A 22,811-nucleotide genomic window follows, 5' to 3' on the forward strand; every position below is an offset into this window, starting at 1 on the left:
ACCGAAAGGTGGGCCGTTTTGTTTAGGCTATAGCGCCGGTCGCTCCTCGGCTTGAGCCAAGGATTCATGTCGCGAGGTTAGCCGAGAAATGCGGCTCCCTCTCCGCGCTGGGACCACGAAGCGTTGATCGCCTTTAGCTAAATGTGGAGCGGCTTGAAGAACGTTGCCAGCGCCGCCTCCTTGACCGCTTCCGACATCGTCGGATGTGCGTGGCAGGTGCGGGCGAGATCCTCGGACGAGCCGCCGAACTCCATCAGCACCGCCGCCTCGTGGATCAGCTCGCCGGCGCCGAAGCCGACGATATGCACGCCGAGCACGCGGTCGCTCGTCTTGTCGGCGAGGATCTTCACAAAACCGTCGGTATGCAGCATGGCGCGTGCCCGGCCATTGGCGCTGAAGGGAAACTTTCCCACCTTGTAGTCAATGCCTGCCTTCTTCAGCTCTTCCTCGGTCTTGCCGACCGAGGCGATTTCCGGGCTTGTGTAGACGACGCTCGGAATGACGTCATAGTTCACGTGGCCGGCTTGGCCGGCAATGATTTCCGCCACCGCCACGCCCTCGTCCTCGGCCTTGTGCGCAAGCATCGGTCCGGCGATGACATCGCCGATAGCATAGATGCCGGGAACGTTGGTCCGCAGATGGCCATCGATCTTGACACGGCCGCGTTCGTCGACCTCGACGCCGGCTTCCTTCAGCCCGAGGTTGTCGGAATAGGCGCGGCGTCCCGTCGAAATCAGCACCGCGTCGGCTTCGATGGACTCGGCGGCACCGCCCGTGACCGGCTCAAAAGTGACGGTCGCGCCCTTCTTGGCCTTGGCGACGCCGGTGACCTTGGCGCCGAGCTTGAACTCGAAACCCTGCTTCGACAAAAGCCGCTGGAACTGCTTGGAGACCTCGCCGTCCATCCCGCCCAGGATCGTGTCGAGGAACTCGACCACGGTGACCTTGGCGCCGAGCCGGGCCCACACCGAGCCGAGCTCGAGCCCGATAACCCCGCCTCCGACCACCACCAGATGGCCGGGCACCTTCTCCAGCGACAACGCCCCGGTCGAAGACACGATCACATTCTCATCAATGTCGACCTTGACGCCGGGAATGCTGGCGACATCGGAGCCGGTGGCGATGACGATGTTCTTCGTCTCGATCTCCTCGACCTTGCCGTCCTCGCCGGTCACCGAGACCTTGCCGGCCGCGATCACCTTGCCGGTGCCGCGAAACGCGTCGATCTTGTTCTTCTTGAACAGGAAAGCGACGCCGTTGACGTTCGAAGACACCGTCGCGTCCTTGTGCGCCATCATCTTCTTCAGGTTCAGCTTCGGCGCCGGTATCTCGACGCCCAGCGTGTCGAAGGAATGCCCGGCCTCGGCGAACATCTCGGAGGCATGGAGCAGCGCCTTGGACGGGATGCAACCGATGTTGAGACAGGTGCCGCCGAAGGTCGCGTTCTTCTCGACCACCGCGACCTTCAGCCCGAGCTGCGCCGCCTTGATGGCGCAGACATAGCCGCCCGGTCCCGATCCGATGATAACGACGTCATAAGCCATGATACTGTCCTTCTTGATTGGGGCTCAGCGGCCGCCGCTGACATTCAGGATCGCGCCCGTCGTATAGGACGCCGCATCGGATAGGAGATAGAGAACCGCACTCGCGACTTCATCCGCGGTGCCCGCTCTTTTCATCGGCAGTATATCGCGGAACCGTTCTATCCTGTCCGGCTGCCCGCCAGAGGCATGGATCTCGGTATCGATGAGGCCCGGCCGCACCGCATTGACGCGGATACCTTCCAGGGCGACTTCACGGGCGAGCCCGATGGTAAAAGTGTCGATGGCACCCTTGGAGGCGGCATAGTCGACAAATTCGCCCGGCGAGCCCAATGTCGCTGCCGCCGACGAGATGTTGACGATGGATCCGCCCGAGCCGCCGTGGCGGGTCGACATGCGCTTGACCGCCTCGCGGGCGCAGAGGAACGAGCCGACGACATTGATGCGCATCATGCGCTCGAGCCGCGCCACATCCATTTCATCGACGCGCGCCTTGACGTCGACGATGCCGGCATTGTTGACGAAGGCATCGAGCCGGCCATAGGCGCGGTCTACAGCGCCGAACATGGCCACGATATCGGACTCGGCGCCGACATCGCCCTTGACGGCAAAAGCCTCGCCGCCGCCGGCCTTGATCTCGGCGAGCAATGCGTCGGCGGCATTCCGGTTCGAAGCGTAGTTGATTCCCAGCCGGTAGCCGGCCTTCGAGCCGAGCCGGCAGATCGCGGCGCCAATGCCGCGGCTGCCGCCGGTGACCAGCAACACCTTTTGCGTCCCGCTCATTCCTGACATCCCTTCAAGGCAAATACATCCCACGGCACCTTCGAAAACCCGCTGCCGCCATAGGCCGAGGATTGGCGCAGCGACGGCCCGAGATCCGGCAGTATCAGCGTCTTAGGCGCCTCGACGCTTTCAGACGGCAGCAGCCCGATGCTGCCCTCGTCATCCGATGCGTAGATGACGCCATGCCAGGCCGTGCAGGCGGCAAGCTCCTCGCCGGTAACGTCGCCGTCCGGGCATTTGTACATGAGCGCGCCGTTGGGCCGCGACACGCCCTCGTTCCACATGACGATGCCGTTCAGCACGACATTGTTGTCGAGGATCATGCGGAACGTGTTGGTGACGGTCGCCGAGGTGCCGGTTGGCGTAAAATCGATCTCGCTGCCGCTTTGGGCATCGCCATAGACGGCGAGCCCGATCGGACAGGCGGCATGGGCGCCAGCGACGGCCAACGCCATGCCGCCCGCGATCGATACGAACGAAAGCACCCTAGAAAGGCTAAGGGAACAAATCGTCATTCTGCTGCGCAGATCCCTTCCCCCTGCCTACCGTTTAACAGCCGGATCGGCACCAATCCTAGAGATCGAGCACCAGCCGTTCCGGATCCTCCAGGCTTTCCTTGACGCGGACGAGGAAGGTCACCGCTTCCTTGCCATCGACGATGCGGTGATCGTAGCTGAGCGCCAGATACATCATCGGCCGGATCACGATCTGGCCGCCGACCACGACAGGCCGGTCCTGGATCTTGTGCATGCCCAGGATGCCCGACTGCGGCGCGTTGAGGATCGGCGTCGACATCAGCGACCCGTAAACGCCGCCATTGGAGATCGTGAACGTGCCACCTTGCATGTCGGCGACCGACAGCTTGCCGTCGCGCGCGGCGATGCCCAGCCGGCCGATGTCCTTTTCGATCTCGGCGATCGACATCTGGTCGGCATTGCGCACGACCGGCACGACCAAGCCCTTTTCGGTGCCGACGGCGACGCCGATATGGGCGTAGTTCTTGAAGATGATATCGGTGCCGTCGATCTCTGCATTGACCGAAGGGATTTCCTTCAAGGCGTGGGTCACGGCCTTGGTGAAGAAGCCCATGAAGCCGAGCTTCACGCCATGCTTCTTCTCGAACACGTCCTTGTACTTGGCCCTGAGTGCCATCACCGCTGACATGTCGACCTCGTTGAAGGTGGTCAGCATGGCGGCGGTCGACTGCGCTTCCTTGAGACGGCGCGCGATCGTCTGGCGCAGCTTGGTCATGCGCACACGTTCCTCGCGCGATGCGTCGTCGCCAGAGGACGGCGCGCGCATGGCAACCGGTGCCGGTGTGGCCTTGGGTGTCTCGGCCGGCTGCGATGGCGCACCCTTGGAAATGGCGTCGAGCACGTCGCCCTTCAGCACCTGGCCGCGCTTGCCCGAACCCGAGAGCTGGTCGACCGAGAGATTGTGTTCGGCGATCAGTTTCGCCGCCGCCGGCGCCGGCGGCATGCTGCGCGGCTCGACCGGTCCGGCATCGCCGGCAATCTTGGCGGTCTCGGCCGCCGCCTGCTTGCCGGTCGATGCTGCATCCGGCGACGAGGCCTGCGACACCGCCTGCGGCTTGGTCGCAGTCGCTGCGGCCGCGCCATCTGCCGAAATCGAACCCAGCAGCGCGCCGACGCCGACCGTCTCGCCTTCCTTGACGGTGATTTCGCTCAGCGTCCCGGCGGCGGCGGCGGGCACTTCCACCGTCACCTTGTCAGTTTCGAGCTCGACCAGCGGCTCATCGGCGGCAATGGCATCGCCGACCTTCTTGAACCATTTGCCGATGGTCGCTTCGGTGACGGATTCGCCGAGAGTGGGAACGCGGATTTCGGTAGCCATTGTGCCTGTCCGTTTCTGGTCGGTTCTGTTTTGTCAGCCCAATTCTGCTCTATTGGGGCGCTCTGTTCTATTCACCAAGCGCGTCTTCGAGCAAGGCGGCGAGCTGGGCAAGGTGCTTGGACATCAACCCGGTCGCCGGCGAGGCAGCCGCCGGGCGGCCGGTGTAGCGCACCCGCTGATGCTTGGCATCGATATGCGCCAGCACCCATTCCAGATACGGGTCGATGAACGACCAGGCGCCCATGTTCTTGGGCTCCTCCTGGCACCACACCATCTCCGCATTGCGGAAGCGCGACAGTTCCGTGATCAGCGCCTTGGCCGGGAATGGATAGAGCTGTTCGACGCGCAGCAGATAGATGTCGTTGATGCCGCGCTTCTCGCGCTCCTCGTAGAGATCGTAATAGACCTTGCCCGAGCACAGCACGACGCGGCGGATCTTCGAATCCTTGGTGAGCTTGATCGCCTGGTTGGGCAGCAGCTGGGCATCGTCCCAAAGCAGCCGGTGGAACGAGCTCTCGCCCGACATTTCCGGCAGCGTCGACACCGCCCGCTTGTGGCGCAGCAGCGACTTCGGCGTCATCAGGATCAGCGGCTTGCGGAAGTCGCGCTTCAGCTGCCGGCGCAGGATGTGGAAGTAGTTGGCCGGCGTCGTGCAGTTGGCGACTTGCATGTTGTCTTCGGCGCAAAGCTGCAGGAAGCGCTCGAGCCGGGCCGAGGAGTGTTCCGGGCCCTGGCCTTCATAGCCATGCGGCAGCAGGCACACGAGGCCCGACATTCGGAGCCACTTGCGCTCTCCTGAGGAGATAAACTGGTCGAACACCACCTGGGCGCCATTGGCGAAGTCGCCGAACTGCGCTTCCCACAGCGTCAGCGCCTTCGGCTCGGCCAGGCTGTAGCCATATTCGAAGCCCAGAACCGCCTCTTCCGACAGCATTGAGTTGATGACTTCGTAGCCGGCCTGTGCGGCCGACAGATTGTTGAGCGGGATGTAGCGGGTCTCGTCGCGCTGGTCGTAGAGCACGGAATGGCGCTGCGAGAAGGTACCGCGTTCGGAATCCTGCCCCGACAGGCGGATCGGATTGCCGTCGAGCAGGATGGCGCCGAAGGCCAGCGCCTCCGCCGTCGACCAGTCGATGCCTTCGCCGGATTCGATCGCCTGGCGGCGGTTTTCGAGGAAGCGGATGATCGTCTTGTGCGCCTCGAAATCCTTCGGCACCTCGGTCAGCTTCTTGCCGATTTCCTTCAGCGTCTTGACCGGCACGGCGGTCTTGCCGCGCCGCTGTTCATCCTGGTTGTCGGCCGTGCGCAGGCCCGACCAGGCGCCGTCGAGCCAATCGGCCTTGTTGGGCTTGTAATGCTGGCCGACTTCCCACTCGGATTCCAGATGCGCGCGCCAGTCGGCCTTTATCCGGTCGAATTCGGCCTGGGTGATGTGGCCTTCGGCAATCAGGCGGTCGGCGTATATCTGTACCGTGGTCTTGTGGGTGCGGATGTTGCGATACATGATCGGCTGGGTGAAGGCCGGCTCGTCGCCTTCATTGTGGCCGAAGCGGCGGTAGCAGAACATGTCCACCACCACGGGCTTGTGGAACTTCATGCGGAATTCGATCGCCACCTTGGTGGCGTGCACCACGGCTTCCGGGTCGTCGCCATTGACGTGGAAGATCGGCGCCTCGATCATCTTGGCCACGTCGGACGGATAGGGCGACGAGCGCGAGAAACGCGGATTGGTGGTGAAGCCGATCTGGTTGTTGATGATGAAATGCAGCGTGCCGGCGACCCGGTGGCCGCGCAGGCCGGACAGGCCGAGAATTTCGGCGATCACGCCCTGGCCGGCGAAGGCGGCGTCGCCGTGCAGCAAGAGTGGCAGCACCTTGGCGCGTTCTTCCAGCGGCACGATTTCCTCGCGGCTGCGGCCGAACAGATAATCCTGCTTGGCGCGCGCCTTGCCCATCACCACCGGGTCGACGATTTCCAGATGCGAGGGGTTGGCGGTCAAGGACAGATGCACCTTGTTGCCGTCGAACTCGCGGTCCGACGAGGCGCCGAGATGGTACTTGACGTCGCCCGAGCCCTCGACCTCGTCGGGCGCGGCCGAGCCGCCCTTGAACTCATGGAAGATGGCGCGGTGCGGCTTGGCCATCACCTGGGAGAGCACGTTCAGCCGGCCGCGATGCGCCATGCCGAGCACGATCTCCTTCATGCCGAGCTGGCCGCCGCGCTTGATGATCTGCTCCAGCGCCGGGATCAACGCTTCACTGCCATCGAGGCCGAAACGCTTGGTGCCCTTGTACTTGACGTCGATGAACTGTTCGAAACCTTCGGATTCGACCAGCTTCTGCAGGATCGCCTTCTTGCCGGTGGCGGTGAAGGAGATCTCCTTGTCGGCGCCCTCGATGCGCGCCTGGATCCAGGCCTTTTCCTCGGGATCGGAAATATGCATGAACTCGACGCCCAGCGTCGAGCAATAGGTGCGGGTGAGGATTTCCAGCATTTGCCGGATGCTGCCGAATTCAAGCCCGAGCACATTGTCGAGGAAGATCGGCCGGTCGTAATCGGCTTCGGTGAAGCCGTAATTTTCCGGCGACAATTCGTTGTAGTCCTCGAGCGGCTTGGCGATGCCGAGCGGGTCGAGATTGGCATGCAGATGGCCGCGCATGCGGTAGGCGCGGATCATCATGATGGCGCGCACGGAATCGCGCGTCGCCTGGTGTACGTCGGCATCGGAAAGCACGACACCGTTGGTGACCGCCTTGTCCTTGACCTTCTTTTCGATGGTCTTCTCGACGATGCCCCAATTGCCGTCTAGCGCCGAGACCAGTTCGCCATTGGCCTGCAGCGGCCAGGACGGCTTCGCCCAGGAGGCGCCCTTGGCGTTCCTGCGCACATCGCCGGCATCATCCTTCAGCCCGGCGAAGAACTCCTGCCATTCAGCATTGACCGAGGCTGGATCGTCCTCATAGGCGGCATAGAGCGCGTCGATGTAATCGGCATTGCCGCCATAGAGGAAAGAGGTGAGCGAAAACTGGTCGTTGGCCTGATCTTGTCTTGCCATTTTTTGTCCGCGGAGCCCGGCTCCGTCTCCTGTTTGAGCGAATAGGGNGGTCGTTGGCCTGATCTTGTCTTGCCATTTTTTGTCCGCGGAGCCCGGCTCCGTCTCCTGTTTGAGCGAATAGGGAGTAGCGAATAGCGAGTAGGGATTGCCCCGTGGTCGCACCGCTACTCTGTTTTCCCTATTCGCTATTCACTACTCGCTACTCGCTACTCGCTTTAACTCTTGATTGCCTCGACCAGCGTCGTGCCCAGCCTTGCCGGCGAGGGCGATACCTTGATGCCGGCCGATTCCATTGCCGCGATCTTGTCCTCGGCGCCGCCCTTGCCGCCAGAGATGACCGCGCCCGCATGACCCATGGTGCGGCCGGCCGGCGCCGTGCGCCCGGCGATGAAGCCGGCCATCGGCTTCTTGCGGCCACGCTTGGCTTCGTCCTTGAGGAACTGCGCGGCGTCTTCCTCTGCCGAACCGCCGATCTCGCCGATCATGATGATCGACTTGGTCTCGTCGTCGGCGAGGAACATCTCGAGCACGTCGATGAACTCGGTGCCCTTGACGGGGTCGCCGCCAATGCCGACGGCGGTGGTCTGGCCGAGGCCGACATTGGTGGTCTGGAACACTGCCTCATAGGTAAGCGTTCCCGAGCGCGAAACAACGCCGACCGAGCCCTTGCGGAAGATGTTTCCGGGCATGATGCCGATCTTGCATTCGTTGGGCGTCAAGACGCCCGGGCAGTTCGGGCCGATCAGCCTCGAGGTCGAGCGGTCGAGCCGCGCCTTGACCCTGATCATGTCCATCACCGGTATGCCTTCGGTGATGCAGATGATCAGCGGGATCTCGGCCTCGATCGCCTCCAGGATGGCTTCGGCGGCGCCCGCCGGCGGCACATAGACGACTGAAGCGTTGGCGCCGGTCTTCTCCTTGCCCTCGGCGACGGTGGCGAAGATCGGCAGGCTCTCGCCCTTGGAACCGGTCCAGGTCTCGCCGCCCTTTTTGGGATGGATGCCGCCGATCATTTTTGTGCCGTGATAGGCCAGCGCCTGTTCGGTGTGGAACGTACCGGTCTTGCCGGTCAGGCCCTGCACCAGCACCTTGGTGTTCTTGTCGACGAGAATGGACATGGGTGATAACGCCTCTGGATTCAGCGATTACAAGAAAGGATTGACGGCTCGTACCGAGCCATAAACCTGGTTGTGGTTGAGACCCTCAGTGTAGAAAATCGGCGCACCGAGATAGACGGCCGCGGCGAGAAGCGCGGCGTCGTAGTAGTGAATTCCGTAACGGCGCGCGAGGTCCAGCCCAGAGCGGACGTAGCTTTCGTCGACGGGCACCAAAGGACAGGTCCCGAGGAGAACCAGCCACTGGTCGAGCAGGTCATCGCCCAGGAGGGATTTCGCTCGCGACACTGCGGCGAATTCGGCCAAAGTTTGCCCCGACACGCCAAAGATGGTGCTCGATACCAGTTCTGCGGCGATCGGCGCGCGGCGTGGATCACGATTCTTCTCCGAAGCCGCGTAGATCAGGACGTTCGTGTCGAGAAAGCAATCGATCCTCCCGGTCGGCATAGGCGTCCCTTCGATCCCACTTGTAGGGGGTGTCGGCGCTGTCGCCCCGTCTCGCGGCCTCGTCCATGAGTCGCTTCATTCCCGCCTTGGCCCAGGCCATCCGGTCTTCCTGCTCGACTTCATGCGCAAGCAGTGAACGAATGAGGGCGTTGAGCGTGGTGTTGCGACGTCCGGCAAGGCCTCGCGCCTTTTCGAGCAGAGCCTCGTCCATGGCTAGGGTGACATTCTTCATCGCTTGTCTCCACATAAATACACAGCCAATATATGTGTGATTATGTGTATTTTTTCAACCGCCATGCCCACGACCTGCATCGCTCAGCCTTCCCCTAACTCGGAAGGCGAGACGCGCCGGTAAACGCCGCTCACCATGTCCTGCCAGGCATCGCTGCCGGCAGGTTTGAACTGCAATCGCATGCGGTAGGCGTCGGCACCGTCGAAAACATACGTCACGCGCGCGACGCCGCGCGGCGACGACCGCTCCACAGTGAGTTCGTTGCCGTTCCAAGTGCCCGTGGCCGGAGCCGCCGGCACGAAGCCCATCGAGTCGAACTGATGCATGGTGGCGATGCTGTTTTGCTGGTCGAAGCCAAACACGCTGTGCGCGCCGAACGAGACCGTGCCGTCGCGACGCTGGCGATAGCGCTGCACCACGAACAGCCCGCCGAACTGTGCCTCAGCCAGCACTTCGGAAGTCGCCGTGCCGGCATCGGTCCATTGAGTTGCCGCCACCTCTTCCTCACCACGCCACGCGCCGACCAGCGCCTGCAGGCGCTGGTGATCGGCCGAGAGCGAGGAGAAGGCGGCTGCGTTCATGGGTCAGAGCCGCTTCAGGTCGGAGACGGTGAGGTCGCTCTTGGCGTTGCCGGTGTTGAGCGTCGTCGCCGGCTCGAACATCAGCACCACGGGCTCCGAAGTCAGCGAGCGCGGCCGGTGCTCGACGCCGCGCGGCACGACGATGAAATCGCCCTCGCCAAGCTCGACCGGACCGTCGCGAAAATCGATGGCAATGCGCCCACGCAGCACGAGGAAGGCCTCGTCCTCATTGTCATGCGCGTGCCAGTCGAAGGATTCGCCGAACTTGGCGACCTTGGCCTGGCTGTCATTGATGTCGCCGGCAATGTGCGGATCGAAGACCTTGCTGATCTTCGCATCCGCCGCCTCGACCAGATTTATCTTGCGCGGAGGCATCCGCTCAGCCCTTCACCGCCGCCACGATCTTCTTGGCCGCGTCGTCGAGATCATCGGCCGACACCACGTTGAGGCCGCTGTCGTTGATGATCTTCTTGCCGAGCTCGGCATTGGTGCCTTCCAGGCGCACCACCAGCGGCACTTGGAGCCCGACTTCCTTGACCGCGGCAATCACGCCCTCGGCAATGATGTCGCACTTCATGATGCCGCCGAAGATGTTGATCAGGATGCCCTTCACCGCCGGATCCTTGGTGATGATCTTGAACGCCGCCGTCACTTTCTCTTTCGACGCGCCGCCGCCGACATCGAGGAAGTTGGCCGGCTCGGCGCCATAGAGCTTGATGATGTCCATTGTCGCCATGGCGAGGCCGGCACCGTTGACCATGCAGCCGATATTGCCGTCCAGCGCGACATAGGCGAGGTCGTATTTCGACGCCTCGATCTCCTTCTCGTCCTCTTCGGTGGTGTCGCGCAGTTCGAGCACATCCGGGTGACGGAACAGCGCGTTGTTATCGAACGACACTTTTGCGTCGAGCACGCGCAGCCGGCCGCTCTTCATGACGATCAGCGGATTGACCTCGAGCAGGCTCATGTCCTTCTCGACAAAGGCCTTGTAGAGGATAGGGAACAGCGTATCTCCGTCCTTGGCCGCGTCGCCGTCGAGCTTCAGCGCACCGTTGAGCGCCTTCAGATCGGCCGATGTGACGCCCTTTTCCGGATCGATGGCGACAGTGATGATCTTTTCCGGCGTGTCATGCGCGACCGCTTCGATGTCCATGCCGCCTTCGGTCGAGACGACGAAAGCAACGCGGCCGACCGAGCGGTCGACCAGGATCGACAGGTAGAGTTCGCGCTCGATATCGGCGCCGTCCTCGATGTAGAGGCGGTTGACCTGCTTGCCGGCCGGGCCGGTTTGCTTGGTGACCAGCGTGTTACCCAGCATCTCATTGGCGTTGGTGACGACGTCGGCGACCGACTTCGCCAGCCGCACACCGCCCTTGGCATCCGGGCCGAGCTCCTTGAATTTGCCCTTGCCGCGGCCGCCGGCATGGATCTGGCTCTTCACCACATAAAGCGGGCCGGGGAGCGCCTTGGCGGCGGCTTCCGCTTCGTTCGCCTTGAACACCGGTACGCCCTCGGCCACCGGCGCCCCGAACGACTTCAGCAGCGCCTTGCCCTGATACTCATGGATGTTCATCTGGATTTTCTCCGGGTTACTTGGCGGCGAGCTGCGGTGCGATCTTGGCGCAGGCCTCGGTCAGTCCCTGCACCGTCGCCACCGAACTGTCGAACATCTTCTGCTCGCTCTTGTTCAGTTCGATCTCGATGATGCGCTCGACGCCGCCGGCGCCGATCACCACGGGAACGCCGACATAGGTGTTCTTGACGCCATACTGACCGGAAAGATACGCGGCGCACGGCAGCACACGCTTCTTATCCTTGAGGTAGGCTTCGGCCATCGAGATCGCCGAGGCGGCCGGCGCGTAGTAGGCCGAGCCGGTCTTGAGCAGGCCGACGATCTCGGCGCCGCCGTCGCGGGTGCGCTGNATCTTGATGAGGTCGGGCAGCGGAATGCCGGACACCGTCGAATAGCGGATCATCGGCACCATGGAATCGCCGTGGCCGCCGAGCACGAAGGCGGTGACGTCCTCGACCGAGACCTTGAATTCTTCAGCCAGGAAATAGCGGAAGCGCGCACTGTCAAGCACGCCGGCCATGCCGACGACATGGCTCTTGGGCAGGCCGGAGAACTTCTGCAGCGCCCAGACCATGGCGTCGAGAGGATTGGTGATGCAGATGACGAAGGCCTTCGGTGCGTACTTCTTCAGCCCGGCACCGACCTGTTCCATGACCTTGAGGTTGATGCCCAGAAGGTCGTCTCGGCTCATGCCGGGCTTGCGCGGCACGCCGGCGGTGACGATGCAGACATCGGCACCCTCGATGCCGGCATAGTCGTTGATGCCGGTGAGGCGGCTGTCGAAGCCATCGACGGGCGACGACTGCGCGATATCGAGCCCCTTGCCCTGCGGGATACCATCGGCGATATCGAACAGCACCACGTCGCCGAGGTCCTTGAGGCCGATCATATGGGCGAGCGTGCCGCCGATCATGCCGGAGCCGATGAGCGCTATCTTGTTGCGTGCCATGTCAGGATGTTTTCCCTTTGTCGGTGACGGTGTCTCAAATCGTTTGGCGACTTGATGGCACGTCGAAGAAGAGGCCGGAATGCTGCGAGGACCCGCGAGACTTTCGCCGCACCAATAGCCTCGGCGCGGCTCAAATTCAAACGATTATTTTGAGGCGAGCATTTTCAATCGGTTAGACTGATTGGGACTTACGTAAACGTCAAAGTTTGTAAGCCGACTTGCGAAGTTTTACACAGTGAGTATGGAAATCAGAAGGCTATTTCCAGATGATGACGCCCTTGTGATGCGCGTGGCAGAGGATGTGTTTGGGCACACGGTCAGATCGGACTCGAACGGTTTGATAGTCGGCGGGACAGAGGGGTGTGACGGAACGCTACGGATCCGCTTTGGGGTTCCATCTCTACGCCCGCGCCTGCTGCGCTTCTGGCGCCACTTTCACCTTCTGCCGCTCCGCCCAATCCTCCAGCCAGTCGTGGCTTTGCATCTCGATCAGGCGCGATGCCGTGCGCTCGAATTCGAAGACCTCGACGCCGCGCTTTGCGAGATAAAGCTGCGTCGGCGGAGCCTCTGCACTCATCACCAGCCGTACATGATGGTCATAAAGCGTGTCGATCAACAGGATGAAGCGCTTGGCCTCGTTGCGCTTGCCTTCGCCGAGCACCGGGACATGGTCGACGAAGATGGTCGAAAAGCGCCCGGCGATCGCCAGGTAGTCGCGTGCCCCAAGCGGCCTTTCGCAGAGATCTGCGAAGGAAAACCGCGCCGCATCGCCTGCTGCGCGCGGCACGACCACTTGCCGGCCCTTGAGGGTCAGCGAGGTCTCCGTAATCGGCACGCCACGCGTCATGGTTTGCCAGGCCTCGTCGAGTATCTGGTCGGCCGCCGCACCGGCCGGCGTGACATAGACCGGCATGCGGGCGAACTTTTCCAGCCGGTAGTCCTTGTCGGCGTCGAGTGCCAGCACCTGTGCATGCCGCTCCAGAATGCCGATGAAGGGCAGGAAAAGCTGGCGGTTCAGCCCTTCTCTATAAAGATCTTCCGGCGCCACGTTCGAGGTGGCGACCAGCACCACGCCGTTGGCAAACAGCGCCGAAAACAGCCGCGACAGGATCATCGCGTCGGCAATGTCGGTGACCGAGAACTCGTCGAAGCACAGCACCCAGGCCTGCTCGGCAAGCGCCTTGGCGACGGGCGGGATCGGATCGTCTTCCCTGACGTCACCGTTCTTGCGCGCCTGCCGGTGCTTCTGGATGCGGTCCTGGACATCGGCCATGAAGTCGTTGAAGTGGACGCGGCGTTTGCGCCGTACCGGCACAAGCTCGAAGAACATGTCCATCAGCATGGTCTTGCCGCGGCCGACGCCGCCATGGATGTAGAGCCCTTTGACGGCCTCGTGCGTTCCGCGCTTGCGGGCAAACAGCCAGCCCAGCGCGCTGGACTTCTGTGCCAGCCGCTTGGCCGAAATCTCATCGGTCAGCCGGTCAAGCGCAGCTGCGATCCGCTCCTGTAGCGGATCGCGTTCGATCGCCCCCGTTTCCACCAGATGGTCGTAACGCTGCCTGACGGTCGCATGGATCTGGAGGCCGTCACGCAGATGCATCGGTCATGTCGTTCCGGAGCAATTTCCAGGAAAAATATGTCTATCTTGTAAGCGAAATCGGCTGGCCGTTCGAAGTCTGGCCGTCGAATTTCGAGCCGCCCGAGGAATAGAGCCGCGCCAGCGCACCGCCATTCTCGTCATAAAGCGTCAGTTGCTTGCCGGCGACGTTCCACGACTTGATGCCGTCGATCGGTGCCGGGCAATGCAGCGGCCCGGCGCGGAAGCCGGCACCGAACTTGGTCTGCGGCGTCGCCACCTTGCAGCTCTGGCCCGAAACGCTGGCATTCCAGACGCCGGCGACGCTGGCGGCATTGAGATCCGAGGCTCCGGCGGGCGCCGTACCGTCCGGCGGCAGCGAGGCCACCTGCGTATTCGCCGGCGCGGTCGGGAATTGCGACGGGTCCGTGGTGCCGGGCGACGCCGGCGGCGGTAGCTGGTTCGCGGTCACCTTGCCGGCGGGCGCGGCCTCCAGCGGTGCCGGCTGCTGATCGCCCATCGACGAGAAACGTGAGGTCGAACAGCCGCTCGCAACGAGCGCGGCCAGCGATACGGCCACCAGGCCGGTTTTCGAAAAAGTCATTCCAACCTCCGTCGGATCCGGCTGGGGGGAAGCCGTCCGCACAATCTCACCTCCACCAAGATGGAGAAGGTGGCGAAATTTCAACCCGATATGGTTAAAATACGGTTTGCAGCAAGATTTGTTGCAAATTTGTCGCAATCGCGATGGTACGGGCCACTGTCGCGCGTCGCCCTGAGGTCCCGGTTGACACTGGCCGCCCCCTGGCATTCGGCGGTCACACGCTTGCGCAAGCAGGCACAGCGCCTATGTCAGGGAGACGCAACCTGCCGGAGCCGCAAAATTGGCCGCGAGAAAGAGAGCCGCCAATCGCTACTATAGCGGCCCGCCCAGCGATCATTTCGACGGCACCTTGTTCTTCAATCCCGACGGCCAGCTGCCCGGCCGTTTCGCCGACCTGCTGAAATGGCAGTTGAATGGCAAGCGCTCGAAATGGCCGGCGACGAATCCAAGCCCCTTCCCGCAGGCAAAGCCGGCCGCGAGCGTCGAAGGCGCCGCGCTTGATGTGACGATGGTGGGCCATTCCAGCTTGCTGATCCAGACGGCCGGTCTGAACATCCTGACCGACCCGGTCTGGTCGCAGCGCGCGTCGCCGCTTTTCTTTGCCGGTCCACGGCGCATCAATCCGCCAGGCATCGCTTTCGCCGACCTGCCGCCGATCGACCTCGTGCTGGTCAGCCACAATCATTACGACCATCTCGACCTCGCCACGCTGAAGCGGCTGAAGGCCGGCCACGACCCGCTGGTGCTCACTCCGCTCGGCAACGATACCCTGATTGGCGATGCGATTCCCGGCATGCGGCTGTCGGCGCACGATTGGGGCGACAGGGTCGAGGTCGGCAATGGCGTCGTCGTCCATGTCGAGCCGGCGCACCACTGGTCGGCGCGGGGCGCCCGCGACCGGCGCATGGCGCTGTGGGCCGGCTTCGTCGTCGGGACGCCGAACGGCAAACTCTATTTCGCCGGCGACACCGGCTTCCACGGCGGCATCAACTATCGGCTGATGGCCGAGAAACATGGCGGCTTCCGCTTCGCCATCCTGCCGATCGGTGCCTATGAGCCGCGCTGGTTCATGGCGCCGCAGCACCAGAATCCGGAGGAGGCGGTGCAAGGCATGACATTGTGCAACGCCGCTTTCGCCGCCGGCTGCCACTGGGGCACTTTCCAGCTCACCGACGAACCGATCGACGAGCCGGCGCGAAAACTGACCGAGGCGCTTGATGACCAAGGCGTCCCACGAGAGCGCTTTCGCGCCTTGCGGCCCGGCGAGGTCTGGAGCATACCCGAGATCGGGCGCGACTGACGTCTGCATTGGCCATTTACGCCCCGGTCATTTTCGCAGATGGTCAGCCTAACGGGCAAAGGGGAATTCAGATGAAATCGATCGTGGCAGTTCTGATGGCGCTGGCGTTTTCGACGCCGTGCGCTTTCGCAGGCGAAATCGGCGACCGCGCCACCGAGGCCGAAAAACTGCTGCAGTCGGGTGACGGCGCCGGCGCGCTGGACAAATTCCGCGGCGCGGAGGAAGCCTTTTGGCAAGCGATGCCGCTGACCGTCCAGAACGTCAAACAGGTCGATTCCGCAAGCGGTTTCGGCATCTACAGCGAGCGTGCCAATCGCATCTACAAACCTGGCGAGAAGATCGTGCTCTATATGGAGCCTGTTGGCTACGGCTATGGCACGGACGGTCTCGGCAACAGCATGATCGCGCTTTCCGTCGACATCACCGTCGTTTCACCGGCCGGCGAGACTCTCGGGACAAGTGAGAAGGTCGGCCGTGTCCAGGTCGCCTCCCGCTCACACAACCGCGAACTGTTCTTCAAGCTGGACCTCTCCCTCGACGGCTTGCTGCCCGGCAAATACCGGTGCGACTTTCTCATGCATGACGAGAATTCGAGCAAGACGGCGCCCTTCACCACCGATATCGAGATCGCCGGCTAGGTCGGTCAACGGGCAGCGGCCTCGCAAGCCGACGGGAACCCAAGCGCGGCAACCGCGTTTTTCATATGGTTTCAAAATCTATCGGTTTGCGAGGCATTCCCATGCTCAAATGGATTGTCATTTTGCTGATCATCGCCGCAGCGGCGAGCCTGCTCGGCATGCCGGCGCTGGCAGGTGCTGCCGCAACCGGTGCGCGCATCCTCATCGGCATCGTTCTGATCATCTTCCTGCTGATGGTACTGGGCATTTTCGCGGTGACGTAAAGCGGCTCCGCACTGGTAATTCCTGCCCGTTTCCGCCATATAGCGCCAATCGGACACGGAATTTACGGAGCAATGGCCAGCACTGCCCCATTCGCCAAGATGAACGGCATCGGCAACGAGATTATCGTTGCCGACATGCGTAGCCGTGCCGATCGGGTGACGGCGGCCGCGGCAATCGCGCTGAACGCCGATGCCGCGACAAGGTTCGACCAGATCATGGCGATCCACGACGCCAGGACGCCGGGCACCTCCTTTTTCATCGACATATTGAATTCCGACGGAACCAGCGCGCAGGCCTGCGGCAACGGCATGCGCTGCGTTGTCCAGGCGCTCGCCGCCGAGACGGGCCAGAAGACCTTCACCTTCGAGACCGTGGCCGGCATTCTTAACGCGCGCGAACATGCCGACGGCTCGATCTCCGTCGATATGGGCATACCGCGCTTCGGCTGGCAGGACATTCCGCTGGCCGAGGAATTCCACGACACCCGCATGATCGAGCTGCAGATCGGTCCGATCGACGCGCCGGTGCTGCATTCACCCTCTGTCGTCTCGATGGGCAATCCGCACGCCATCTTCTGGGTCGACCGCGACATCTGGTCCTACGAGCTCGATCGTTTCGGCCCGCTGCTCGAGAACCATCCGATGTTTCCCGAACGGGCCAACATCACCATCGCTCAGGTCACCTCGCCAGAAACCATGATCATCCGCACATGGGAGCGTGGCGCCGGCCTGACCAAGGCCTGCGGCTCGGCCTCCTGCGCCGCAGTGGTCGCAGCCGCCCGCACCAATCGGACCGGCCGCAGCGTCAGCCTGTTGACGCCCGGGGGCGGCACACTGCATGTCGAATGGCGCGACGATGACCACGTCATCCTCACCGGTGCCGCCGAATGGGAATTTTCCGGCAGCTTCGATCCGGCGACAGGAACATGGGCCCGCGACACCGAAAGCGCGGCCTGATGTCCGCTCTGTCCAAGAGCCCGGTGTCCAAGGGCATCGATGTGGTGACCTTCGGCTGCCGGCTGAACACCTATGAATCGCAGGTGATGCGGCGCGAGGCTGAAAGTGCCGGCCTCGGTGCGCTGGAAGGCGGCGCCGTGATCTTCAACACCTGCGCCGTCACCGGCGAAGCCGTTCGCCAGGCCAAACAGGCGATCCGCAAGGCGCGCCGCGACAACCCGCAAGCCCGCATCATCGTCACCGGCTGCGCCGCGCAGACCGAGCCTGAAAAATTCGCCTCAATGGACGAGGTCGATCTCGTGCTCGGCAACGAGGAGAAGCTGAAGGCGAACTCCTATCGCGCGCTGCCGGATTTCGGCGTCAACGACACCGAGAAGGCGCGCGTCAACGACATTTTTTCGGTGCGCGAAACCGCAGGCCACATGGTCGACGCCATCGAGGGCCGCGCGCGCGCCTTCGTACAGGTGCAGACCGGCTGCGACCACCGCTGCACCTTCTGCATCATCCCTTACGGCCGCGGCAATTCGCGCTCTGTGCCGATGGGCGCCGTGGTCGAGCAGGTCAAACGGCTCGCCGGAAACGGCTATGCCGAGATCGTGCTGACCGGAGTCGACATGACCAGTTTTGGCGCCGACCTACCGGGCGCGCCGAAGCTCGGCAAACTTGTAAGAACCATCCTCAGGCAGGTGCCCGACGTGAAGCGCCTGCGGCTGTCCTCGATCGATTCGATCGAGGCCGACGACGATCTGCTCGACGCCATCGCCACCGAGCCCAGGCTGATGCCGCATCTGCATCTGTCGCTGCAATCGGGCGACGACATGATCCTGAAGCGCATGAAGCGCCGGCACAGTCGAGACCAGTCGATCCGCTTCTGCGAGGACGTTCGCAAGCTGCGCTCCGGCATCGTCTTCGGCGCCGACATCATCGCCGGCTTCCCGACCGAGACCGACGAAATGTTCGAGAACTCGGAAAAAATCGTCGAGGAGTGTGGCCTGACCTATCTCCACGTTTTCCCCTTCAGCCCGCGCGACGGCACGCCTGCCGCGCGCATGCCGCAGCTCCGTCGCGAATTGGTCAAGCAGCGCGCTGCCCGGCTGCGCGCCGCGGGTGACGCTGCCTATATCAGGCATCTGTCGTCGCTTTCCGGAACCCGTCAGTCGATCCTGGTCGAGCGCGACGGACTTGGCCGCACCGAAGGGTTTACGCTTGCCGCACTCGGCACCGGCGCACCGGGCGAAATCGTCGAGGCCGATATATCGGGCCACGATGGTACCCGGCTGATCGCGACGCCCCTTTCCGCCCGCGCGGCCTGAGAAACGCAAAGCATGGCTGGTTTTTTCAAGAAGATATTTTCGTTCGGCAAGAAGGAGGTGGTCGAGGAGCGGGTCGACGAAACCGCCCCTTTGCCGCCGATCAAGTGGGAAGCACTCGATGCGCTGAAGCCGGCGGCCGAGCAGGTCGTGCCGGAGTTTTTGAAGCGCGACGAGCTGGAGCCCGAGGCGGAGACTGCGCCGACGCCGACGGTTGAGCCGAAGGTGATCCCTGCGACGGAACCGGCGCCTGTCGAGGAGCCGGCACCGACCATTCCGCCAGCACCTGAGCCGATAGTTCCGCCCGGGCCGGAACCTCTGCCGAAGCCCGAGCCGGAAGAAGAACCCGCGCCTGAGACGCCTGCCGAGCCGCCGGCGCCCGAGGAAATACCAACACCTCCCGCCGTCCCAGAACCTGCTCCCAAACCTCAGCCGCAAGAGGTACCGCCACCCGCGCCCGCCGAGCCGGAGATCGTTCCGTCACGCCCGGAAAAGCAACCGGAACCGGCGCCGATCGAAGTGCCGGTGCCGCCGGTCGAGGTTCCGACAGAGACACCAACTCCAATCGAGGTGCCGACGCCGGCGCCGGCCCCTCAGCCACCATCAGACGTCGGCGCGGCCCCTCATCCGCCGGCCGAGATCGCACCTCCCATTCGCCAGCCTGCGCCATTCGAATCGCAGCCGCTCGTTTCGGAGATCGCGCCCGAACCGCAGGCCGTCCCCGCGCCAAAATCCGTTCCCGCGCCTGGCAAGGTAACCGTCACCAAGAAGGTCGAGCAGAAGGCAGAGCCGCAGAAGGCGCCGGAGCCGGCGCCGAGGCGCTCATGGTTGCAGCGTATGAAGGACGGGCTTGCCCGTTCGTCCAAGGAACTGACCGGCAACATTGCCGGGGTCTTCACCAAGCGCAAGCTGGACGAGGAGACGCTGCAGGATCTGGAGGACGTGCTGATCCGTGCCGATCTCGGCATGGAAACCGCGCTGCGCGTCACTGATGCGCTGGCCGCCAGCCGTTACGGCAAGGATGTCTCCGACACCGAGGTTCGCACCATCATGGCGGCCGAGGTGGAGAAGGTGCTGACCCACGTCGCCATGCCGCTGGAACTCGATCTCTCGCACAAGCCGCATGTCATCCTGGTGGTTGGCGTCAACGGCACCGGCAAGACCACGACGATCGGCAAGCTTGCCGCCAAGCTCACCAATGGCGGCCTGTCGGTGATGCTTGCCGCCGGCGACACGTTCCGCGCCGCGGCGATCGAGCAGTTGAAGATCTGGGGCGAGCGGACGAAATCGCCTGTCATCGCCTCCAAGCTCGGCGCCGATGCGGCGGGCCTCGCCTATGACGCCTTCGAAAAGGCCAAGGAAGCCGGCTCAGACGTGCTGATCATCGACACCGCCGGCCGCCTGCAAAACAAGACCGAGTTGATGGCGGAGCTCGAAAAGATCGTCCGCGTGCTCGGCAAGCTCGATCCGGAAGCGCCGCACACCGTGCTGCAAACCGTCGATGCCACCACCGGCCAGAATGCACTCAGCCAGGTCGAAATCTTCCGCAATGTCGCCGGCGTCAACGGCCTGGTGATGACCAAGCTGGACGGCACGGCGCGCGGCGGTATTCTAGTGGCGATCGCGGCGAAGCACAAATTGCCGGTCTATTTCATCGGCGTCGGCGAACAGGTCGACGACCTCGAACCGTTCTCGGCAAGCGAATTCGCCAGGGCGATCGCTGGAGTTGCCTAACAAGCATGTCCCAAAAAGTTGCAGTCTTTTTGGATCGGATTCTGCGTAAGAAAGAGCTTCCATGAACCCACCCATTCTCGAACGCGATCCGTCCGATCCGCAAAAACAAAAGAAGGAAGGCGTCAATCCGCTGCTCAAGCTGGTGTTGGAGCTGGGGCCGTTGATGGTGTTCTTCTTCACCAATGCGCGCGGCGCCTGGCTGGTGCAGAAATTCCCTGCCCTGGCCGAGTTCGGTGGGCCGATTTTCGTCGCCACCGGCCTGTTCATGGCCGCCACGGCAATCGCGCTGATCGCCTCATGGCTGCTGATGCGCACCTTGCCGATCATGCCGATGGTGTCGGGCGTCGTCGTCTTCATCTTCGGCGCGCTGACGCTCTATCTGCAGGACGACATCTTCATCAAGATGAAGCCGACCATCGTCAACACGCTGTTCGGCGGCGTGCTGCTCGGCGGCCTCTACTTCGGCAAGTCGCTGCTTGGCTATGTCTTCGATTCGGCCTTCAGCCTCGATGCCGAAGGCTGGCGCAAGCTGACCTTCCGCTGGGGCCTGTTCTTCCTGTTCCTGGCCCTCGCCAATGAGGTTGTGTGGCGGAATTTTTCCACCGACGCCTGGGTTACCTTCAAGGTCTGGGGCATCATGCCGATCACGCTTCTGTTCACCTTCAGCCAGATGCCGCTGATCCTGCGCCATTCGCTCGAGGACAAGACCGGGAAATAGGAGAGGACCGTGGAATTCGTCACCACGCGCGACGAACTGAGGACGATCTACAAGACGCCGCGACCGACCGACGGCTCGATCCGTAAGGAGTTGAAAGCGCTCGACGGCCATTGCCGCTCCTTCATTGGCAAGAGCCCGTTCGTGCTGATCGGCTCGTCCGACGGCGCCGGCAATGCCGACGTGACGCCGAAGGGCGACAAACCGGGCTTTGCCGCCGTGCTCGACGACACCACCATCGCCATTCCGGACCGGCCCGGCAATAACCGGCTCGACACGCTGGAGAACATCCTCCTCCATCCCTCGGTCGGGCTGCTCTTCCTCATTCCCGGCATGAACGAGACGTTGCGTGTCAACGGCGCCGCCCGCATCACCGTCGACGGGGGCCTTCGCGAGCGCCTTGCCATCGACGGCAAGGAACCGCAAAGCGTCGTCGTGGTCACCGTCAAGGCCGCCTACATGCATTGCGCCAAGGCCTTCATGCGCTCGGATTTGTGGAAGCCGGAGACCTGGTACGACCGCGCGACGCTGCCGACGCTCGGCCAAATCCTGCGCGATCAGCTGGCGCTGACCGATTCGGCCGAGGCGACCGACCGCTGGCTCGATGAGGAATATAAGCAGACGATGTGGTAGGTTTTTCGGACGACGATTCGTCCCGACTGGTTCCCTGCCTTGCTGAACATCCTTGCCATCTCCGGCAGCCTGCGGGCGGCCTCCACCAATTCGGCCCTGATCGCGGCACTGGCGCGCAATGCGCCGACCGGCTGTCGCATCGCCATCTATGACGGGCTTGGCCGTCTGCCGATCTTCAATCCCGACGATGAGGGCGAGCGGACGCCGCTCGAAGCCGCCGAACTGATCGATGCCGTCACTCAAGCCGACGGCGTCATCTTCTCCTGTCCCGAATATGCCCATGGCATACCGGGCGGGCTGAAGAACGGGCTCGACTGGCTGGTGTCGCGTGACGCCGCTGTCGCCAAGCCCGCCATGCTGGTGCACGCCTCGCCGCGCTCTCTAATCGCCCGCGCCGCACTGGCCGAGATCATGCGCACCATGTCGTTCGCGCTTTGCGAGCATGTGCTGGAGATTGCCCTGCTCGGCAAGAAGCCGCCTGAGGTGGAAGCTGTCTTGGCCGAGCCGGCGAGCCGGCTGGCGATGCATGATGCGCTGAATTCTTTCGCGGATTTCATTCGCGCGCGTTGATGCTGAACGGCCATCACCGCGCTTCGTCATCCTGGGGCGGAGCAAGGAGCGCAGCGACGCGGCGCAGACCCTAGGATGACGAAGGCGTGGGGCTGGGCCTCCACGCCTTCGAACTACTTCTTCCCCCTCAATGTCTCCACATCCGTCTTCCCGACATACCAGTCACGCGCATTGACCTCCTCGAAGACCACCCAGACATCGTCATTGCCAAGGCCAGTGGCGTCCATGATGGCAGCCGTGACCTTCTTGGCAATGTCCGCTTTCTTGCCCGCCGGATCGGCGGCGATCACTTCTTTGACGATGCGGATGTTGACGAATGGCATTTTTTGTCCTCCCCGGGGCGGTTCGTGCTCGCGAGCCGCTTCTATGAAACTGTCTAAT

24 protein-coding genes are annotated in these 22,811 nt (G+C 63.0%); 9 read left to right on the forward strand and 15 right to left on the reverse strand.

Translation table 11 applies throughout. The features are described 5' to 3' along the window. Window positions 1-137: 137 nt before the first annotated feature. From lpdA to X744_RS158555, 14 genes are all read right to left on the reverse strand, one after another. Entirely contained in the window at window positions 138-1,544 is a 1,407-nt protein-coding gene (lpdA, locus tag X744_RS158610) for a dihydrolipoyl dehydrogenase (RefSeq protein WP_023758896.1), read from the reverse strand. Between the two features lie 24 nt (window positions 1,545-1,568). Further along, window positions 1,569-2,324 carry an SDR family oxidoreductase gene (locus X744_RS158605; protein ID WP_023758897.1) on the reverse strand — a complete coding sequence of 252 codons (756 nt, stop codon included), beginning with the start codon at window positions 2,322-2,324 and terminating at the stop codon, window positions 1,569-1,571. Then, window positions 2,321-2,839 (reverse strand): hypothetical protein, encoded by a 519-nt coding sequence (locus X744_RS158600; RefSeq protein ID WP_023758898.1) that lies wholly within the window; start codon window positions 2,837-2,839, stop codon window positions 2,321-2,323. Before X744_RS158600 ends, X744_RS158605 begins: the two co-directional genes overlap by 4 nt. A gap of 58 nt (window positions 2,840-2,897) precedes the next feature. Beyond that, a complete protein-coding gene (gene odhB, locus X744_RS158595; RefSeq protein ID WP_023758899.1) occupies window positions 2,898-4,178 on the reverse strand; it encodes a 2-oxoglutarate dehydrogenase complex dihydrolipoyllysine-residue succinyltransferase in 1,281 nt (426 codons plus the stop codon). Between the two features lie 67 nt (window positions 4,179-4,245). Then, the gene (locus X744_RS158590; RefSeq protein WP_023758900.1) at window positions 4,246-7,233 is read right to left on the reverse strand and encodes a 2-oxoglutarate dehydrogenase E1 component; all 2,988 of its coding nucleotides are present in this window, start codon (window positions 7,231-7,233) and stop codon (window positions 4,246-4,248) included. 215 nt (window positions 7,234-7,448) lie between these two features. Further along, complete coding sequence (gene sucD / locus X744_RS158585; protein WP_023758901.1) at window positions 7,449-8,351, reverse strand: succinate--CoA ligase subunit alpha; 903 nt, start codon at window positions 8,349-8,351, stop codon at window positions 7,449-7,451. Window positions 8,352-8,378: 27 nt separating this feature from the next. Then, window positions 8,379-8,795, reverse strand: coding sequence for a PIN domain-containing protein (locus tag X744_RS0136710; protein WP_031260135.1), 417 nt, complete (start codon window positions 8,793-8,795; stop codon window positions 8,379-8,381). Further along, on the reverse strand, window positions 8,722-9,027 hold the full coding sequence (locus tag X744_RS1000000173615) for a hypothetical protein (RefSeq protein WP_023758903.1): 306 nt from the start codon (window positions 9,025-9,027) through the stop codon (window positions 8,722-8,724). Before X744_RS1000000173615 ends, X744_RS0136710 begins: the two co-directional genes overlap by 74 nt. An 83-nt stretch (window positions 9,028-9,110) precedes the next feature. Then, window positions 9,111-9,608 carry a DUF1579 family protein gene (locus X744_RS158580; RefSeq protein WP_023758904.1) on the reverse strand — a complete coding sequence of 166 codons (498 nt, stop codon included), beginning with the start codon at window positions 9,606-9,608 and terminating at the stop codon, window positions 9,111-9,113. A gap of 3 nt (window positions 9,609-9,611) precedes the next feature. Continuing rightward, window positions 9,612-9,983 carry a cupin domain-containing protein gene (locus X744_RS158575; protein WP_023758905.1) on the reverse strand — a complete coding sequence of 124 codons (372 nt, stop codon included), beginning with the start codon at window positions 9,981-9,983 and terminating at the stop codon, window positions 9,612-9,614. Between the two features lie 4 nt (window positions 9,984-9,987). After that, complete coding sequence (sucC, locus tag X744_RS158570; RefSeq protein ID WP_023758906.1) at window positions 9,988-11,181, reverse strand: ADP-forming succinate--CoA ligase subunit beta; 1,194 nt, start codon at window positions 11,179-11,181, stop codon at window positions 9,988-9,990. Window positions 11,182-11,197: 16 nt separating this feature from the next. After that, the gene (gene mdh, locus X744_RS158565) at window positions 11,198-12,130 is read right to left on the reverse strand and encodes a malate dehydrogenase (RefSeq protein WP_023758907.1); all 933 of its coding nucleotides are present in this window, start codon (window positions 12,128-12,130) and stop codon (window positions 11,198-11,200) included. Between the two features lie 400 nt (window positions 12,131-12,530). Continuing rightward, window positions 12,531-13,730, reverse strand: a complete 1,200-nt coding sequence (gene zapE, locus X744_RS158560; RefSeq protein WP_023758908.1) for a cell division protein ZapE — start codon at window positions 13,728-13,730, stop codon at window positions 12,531-12,533. Window positions 13,731-13,770: 40 nt separating this feature from the next. Next, complete coding sequence (locus X744_RS158555) at window positions 13,771-14,310, reverse strand: protease inhibitor Inh/omp19 family protein (RefSeq protein WP_023758909.1); 540 nt, start codon at window positions 14,308-14,310, stop codon at window positions 13,771-13,773. A gap of 280 nt (window positions 14,311-14,590) precedes the next feature. Between X744_RS158555 and X744_RS158550 the strand changes: the two genes are divergently transcribed. The 9 genes from X744_RS158550 to X744_RS158510 all read left to right on the forward strand — a co-directional run bounded on the left by X744_RS158550 (window position 14,591) and on the right by X744_RS158510 (window position 22,430). After that, complete coding sequence (locus X744_RS158550; RefSeq protein ID WP_023758910.1) at window positions 14,591-15,610, forward strand: MBL fold metallo-hydrolase; 1,020 nt, start codon at window positions 14,591-14,593, stop codon at window positions 15,608-15,610. 71 nt (window positions 15,611-15,681) lie between these two features. Next, the gene (locus tag X744_RS158545; RefSeq protein WP_023758911.1) at window positions 15,682-16,248 is read left to right on the forward strand and encodes a hypothetical protein; all 567 of its coding nucleotides are present in this window, start codon (window positions 15,682-15,684) and stop codon (window positions 16,246-16,248) included. A gap of 101 nt (window positions 16,249-16,349) precedes the next feature. Continuing rightward, a complete protein-coding gene (locus X744_RS1000000171940; RefSeq protein ID WP_023758912.1) occupies window positions 16,350-16,511 on the forward strand; it encodes a DUF1328 family protein in 162 nt (53 codons plus the stop codon). Window positions 16,512-16,583: 72 nt separating this feature from the next. Then, window positions 16,584-17,468 (forward strand): diaminopimelate epimerase, encoded by an 885-nt coding sequence (gene dapF, locus X744_RS158535; RefSeq protein ID WP_023758913.1) that lies wholly within the window; start codon window positions 16,584-16,586, stop codon window positions 17,466-17,468. Continuing rightward, entirely contained in the window at window positions 17,468-18,781 is a 1,314-nt protein-coding gene (gene mtaB, locus X744_RS158530; RefSeq protein WP_031260138.1) for a tRNA (N(6)-L-threonylcarbamoyladenosine(37)-C(2))-methylthiotransferase MtaB, read from the forward strand. The genes dapF and mtaB overlap by 1 nt, the downstream gene beginning before the upstream one ends. Before the next feature lie 12 nt (window positions 18,782-18,793). After that, entirely contained in the window at window positions 18,794-20,512 is a 1,719-nt protein-coding gene (gene ftsY, locus X744_RS158525; protein WP_023758915.1) for a signal recognition particle-docking protein FtsY, read from the forward strand. Between the two features lie 61 nt (window positions 20,513-20,573). Continuing rightward, a complete protein-coding gene (locus tag X744_RS158520; RefSeq protein ID WP_023758916.1) occupies window positions 20,574-21,230 on the forward strand; it encodes a septation protein A in 657 nt (218 codons plus the stop codon). Window positions 21,231-21,239: 9 nt separating this feature from the next. Next, a complete protein-coding gene (locus X744_RS158515; RefSeq protein WP_023758917.1) occupies window positions 21,240-21,860 on the forward strand; it encodes a pyridoxamine 5'-phosphate oxidase family protein in 621 nt (206 codons plus the stop codon). Between the two features lie 39 nt (window positions 21,861-21,899). Beyond that, window positions 21,900-22,430, forward strand: coding sequence for an NADPH-dependent FMN reductase (locus tag X744_RS158510; RefSeq protein WP_023758918.1), 531 nt, complete (start codon window positions 21,900-21,902; stop codon window positions 22,428-22,430). A 113-nt stretch (window positions 22,431-22,543) separates the two neighbouring features. Here X744_RS158510 and X744_RS158505 read toward each other — a convergent pair whose 3' ends face one another. After that, window positions 22,544-22,753, reverse strand: coding sequence for a 4-oxalocrotonate tautomerase family protein (locus tag X744_RS158505; RefSeq protein ID WP_023758919.1), 210 nt, complete (start codon window positions 22,751-22,753; stop codon window positions 22,544-22,546). Between the last annotated feature and the right edge of the window lie 58 nt (window positions 22,754-22,811).

This window comes from Mesorhizobium sp. LNHC252B00 (assembly GCF_000502955.1).
GTDB lineage: Bacteria > Pseudomonadota > Alphaproteobacteria > Rhizobiales > Rhizobiaceae > Mesorhizobium.

Coding starts and splice junctions, on each gene's coding strand:
- lpdA (WP_023758896.1), bottom strand. CDS start 1,544: ATGGCTTATGACGTCGTTATCATCGGATCGGGACCGGGCGGCTATGTC.
- X744_RS158605 (WP_023758897.1), bottom strand. CDS start 2,324: ATGAGCGGGACGCAAAAGGTGTTGCTGGTCACCGGCGGCAGCCGCGGC.
- X744_RS158600 (WP_023758898.1), bottom strand. CDS start 2,839: ATGACGATTTGTTCCCTTAGCCTTTCTAGGGTGCTTTCGTTCGTATCG.
- odhB (WP_023758899.1), bottom strand. CDS start 4,178: ATGGCTACCGAAATCCGCGTTCCCACTCTCGGCGAATCCGTCACCGAA.
- X744_RS158590 (WP_023758900.1), bottom strand. CDS start 7,233: ATGGCAAGACAAGATCAGGCCAACGACCAGTTTTCGCTCACCTCTTTC.
- sucD (WP_023758901.1), bottom strand. CDS start 8,351: ATGTCCATTCTCGTCGACAAGAACACCAAGGTGCTGGTGCAGGGCCTG.
- X744_RS0136710 (WP_031260135.1), bottom strand. CDS start 8,795: ATGCCGACCGGGAGGATCGATTGCTTTCTCGACACGAACGTCCTGATC.
- X744_RS1000000173615 (WP_023758903.1), bottom strand. CDS start 9,027: ATGAAGAATGTCACCCTAGCCATGGACGAGGCTCTGCTCGAAAAGGCG.
- X744_RS158580 (WP_023758904.1), bottom strand. CDS start 9,608: ATGAACGCAGCCGCCTTCTCCTCGCTCTCGGCCGATCACCAGCGCCTG.
- X744_RS158575 (WP_023758905.1), bottom strand. CDS start 9,983: ATGCCTCCGCGCAAGATAAATCTGGTCGAGGCGGCGGATGCGAAGATC.
- sucC (WP_023758906.1), bottom strand. CDS start 11,181: ATGAACATCCATGAGTATCAGGGCAAGGCGCTGCTGAAGTCGTTCGGG.
- zapE (WP_023758908.1), bottom strand. CDS start 13,730: ATGCATCTGCGTGACGGCCTCCAGATCCATGCGACCGTCAGGCAGCGT.
- X744_RS158555 (WP_023758909.1), bottom strand. CDS start 14,310: ATGACTTTTTCGAAAACCGGCCTGGTGGCCGTATCGCTGGCCGCGCTC.
- X744_RS158545 (WP_023758911.1), top strand. CDS start 15,682: ATGAAATCGATCGTGGCAGTTCTGATGGCGCTGGCGTTTTCGACGCCG.
- X744_RS1000000171940 (WP_023758912.1), top strand. CDS start 16,350: ATGCTCAAATGGATTGTCATTTTGCTGATCATCGCCGCAGCGGCGAGC.
- dapF (WP_023758913.1), top strand. CDS start 16,584: ATGGCCAGCACTGCCCCATTCGCCAAGATGAACGGCATCGGCAACGAG.
- mtaB (WP_031260138.1), top strand. CDS start 17,468: ATGTCCGCTCTGTCCAAGAGCCCGGTGTCCAAGGGCATCGATGTGGTG.
- ftsY (WP_023758915.1), top strand. CDS start 18,794: ATGGCTGGTTTTTTCAAGAAGATATTTTCGTTCGGCAAGAAGGAGGTG.
- X744_RS158520 (WP_023758916.1), top strand. CDS start 20,574: ATGAACCCACCCATTCTCGAACGCGATCCGTCCGATCCGCAAAAACAA.
- X744_RS158505 (WP_023758919.1), bottom strand. CDS start 22,753: ATGCCATTCGTCAACATCCGCATCGTCAAAGAAGTGATCGCCGCCGAT.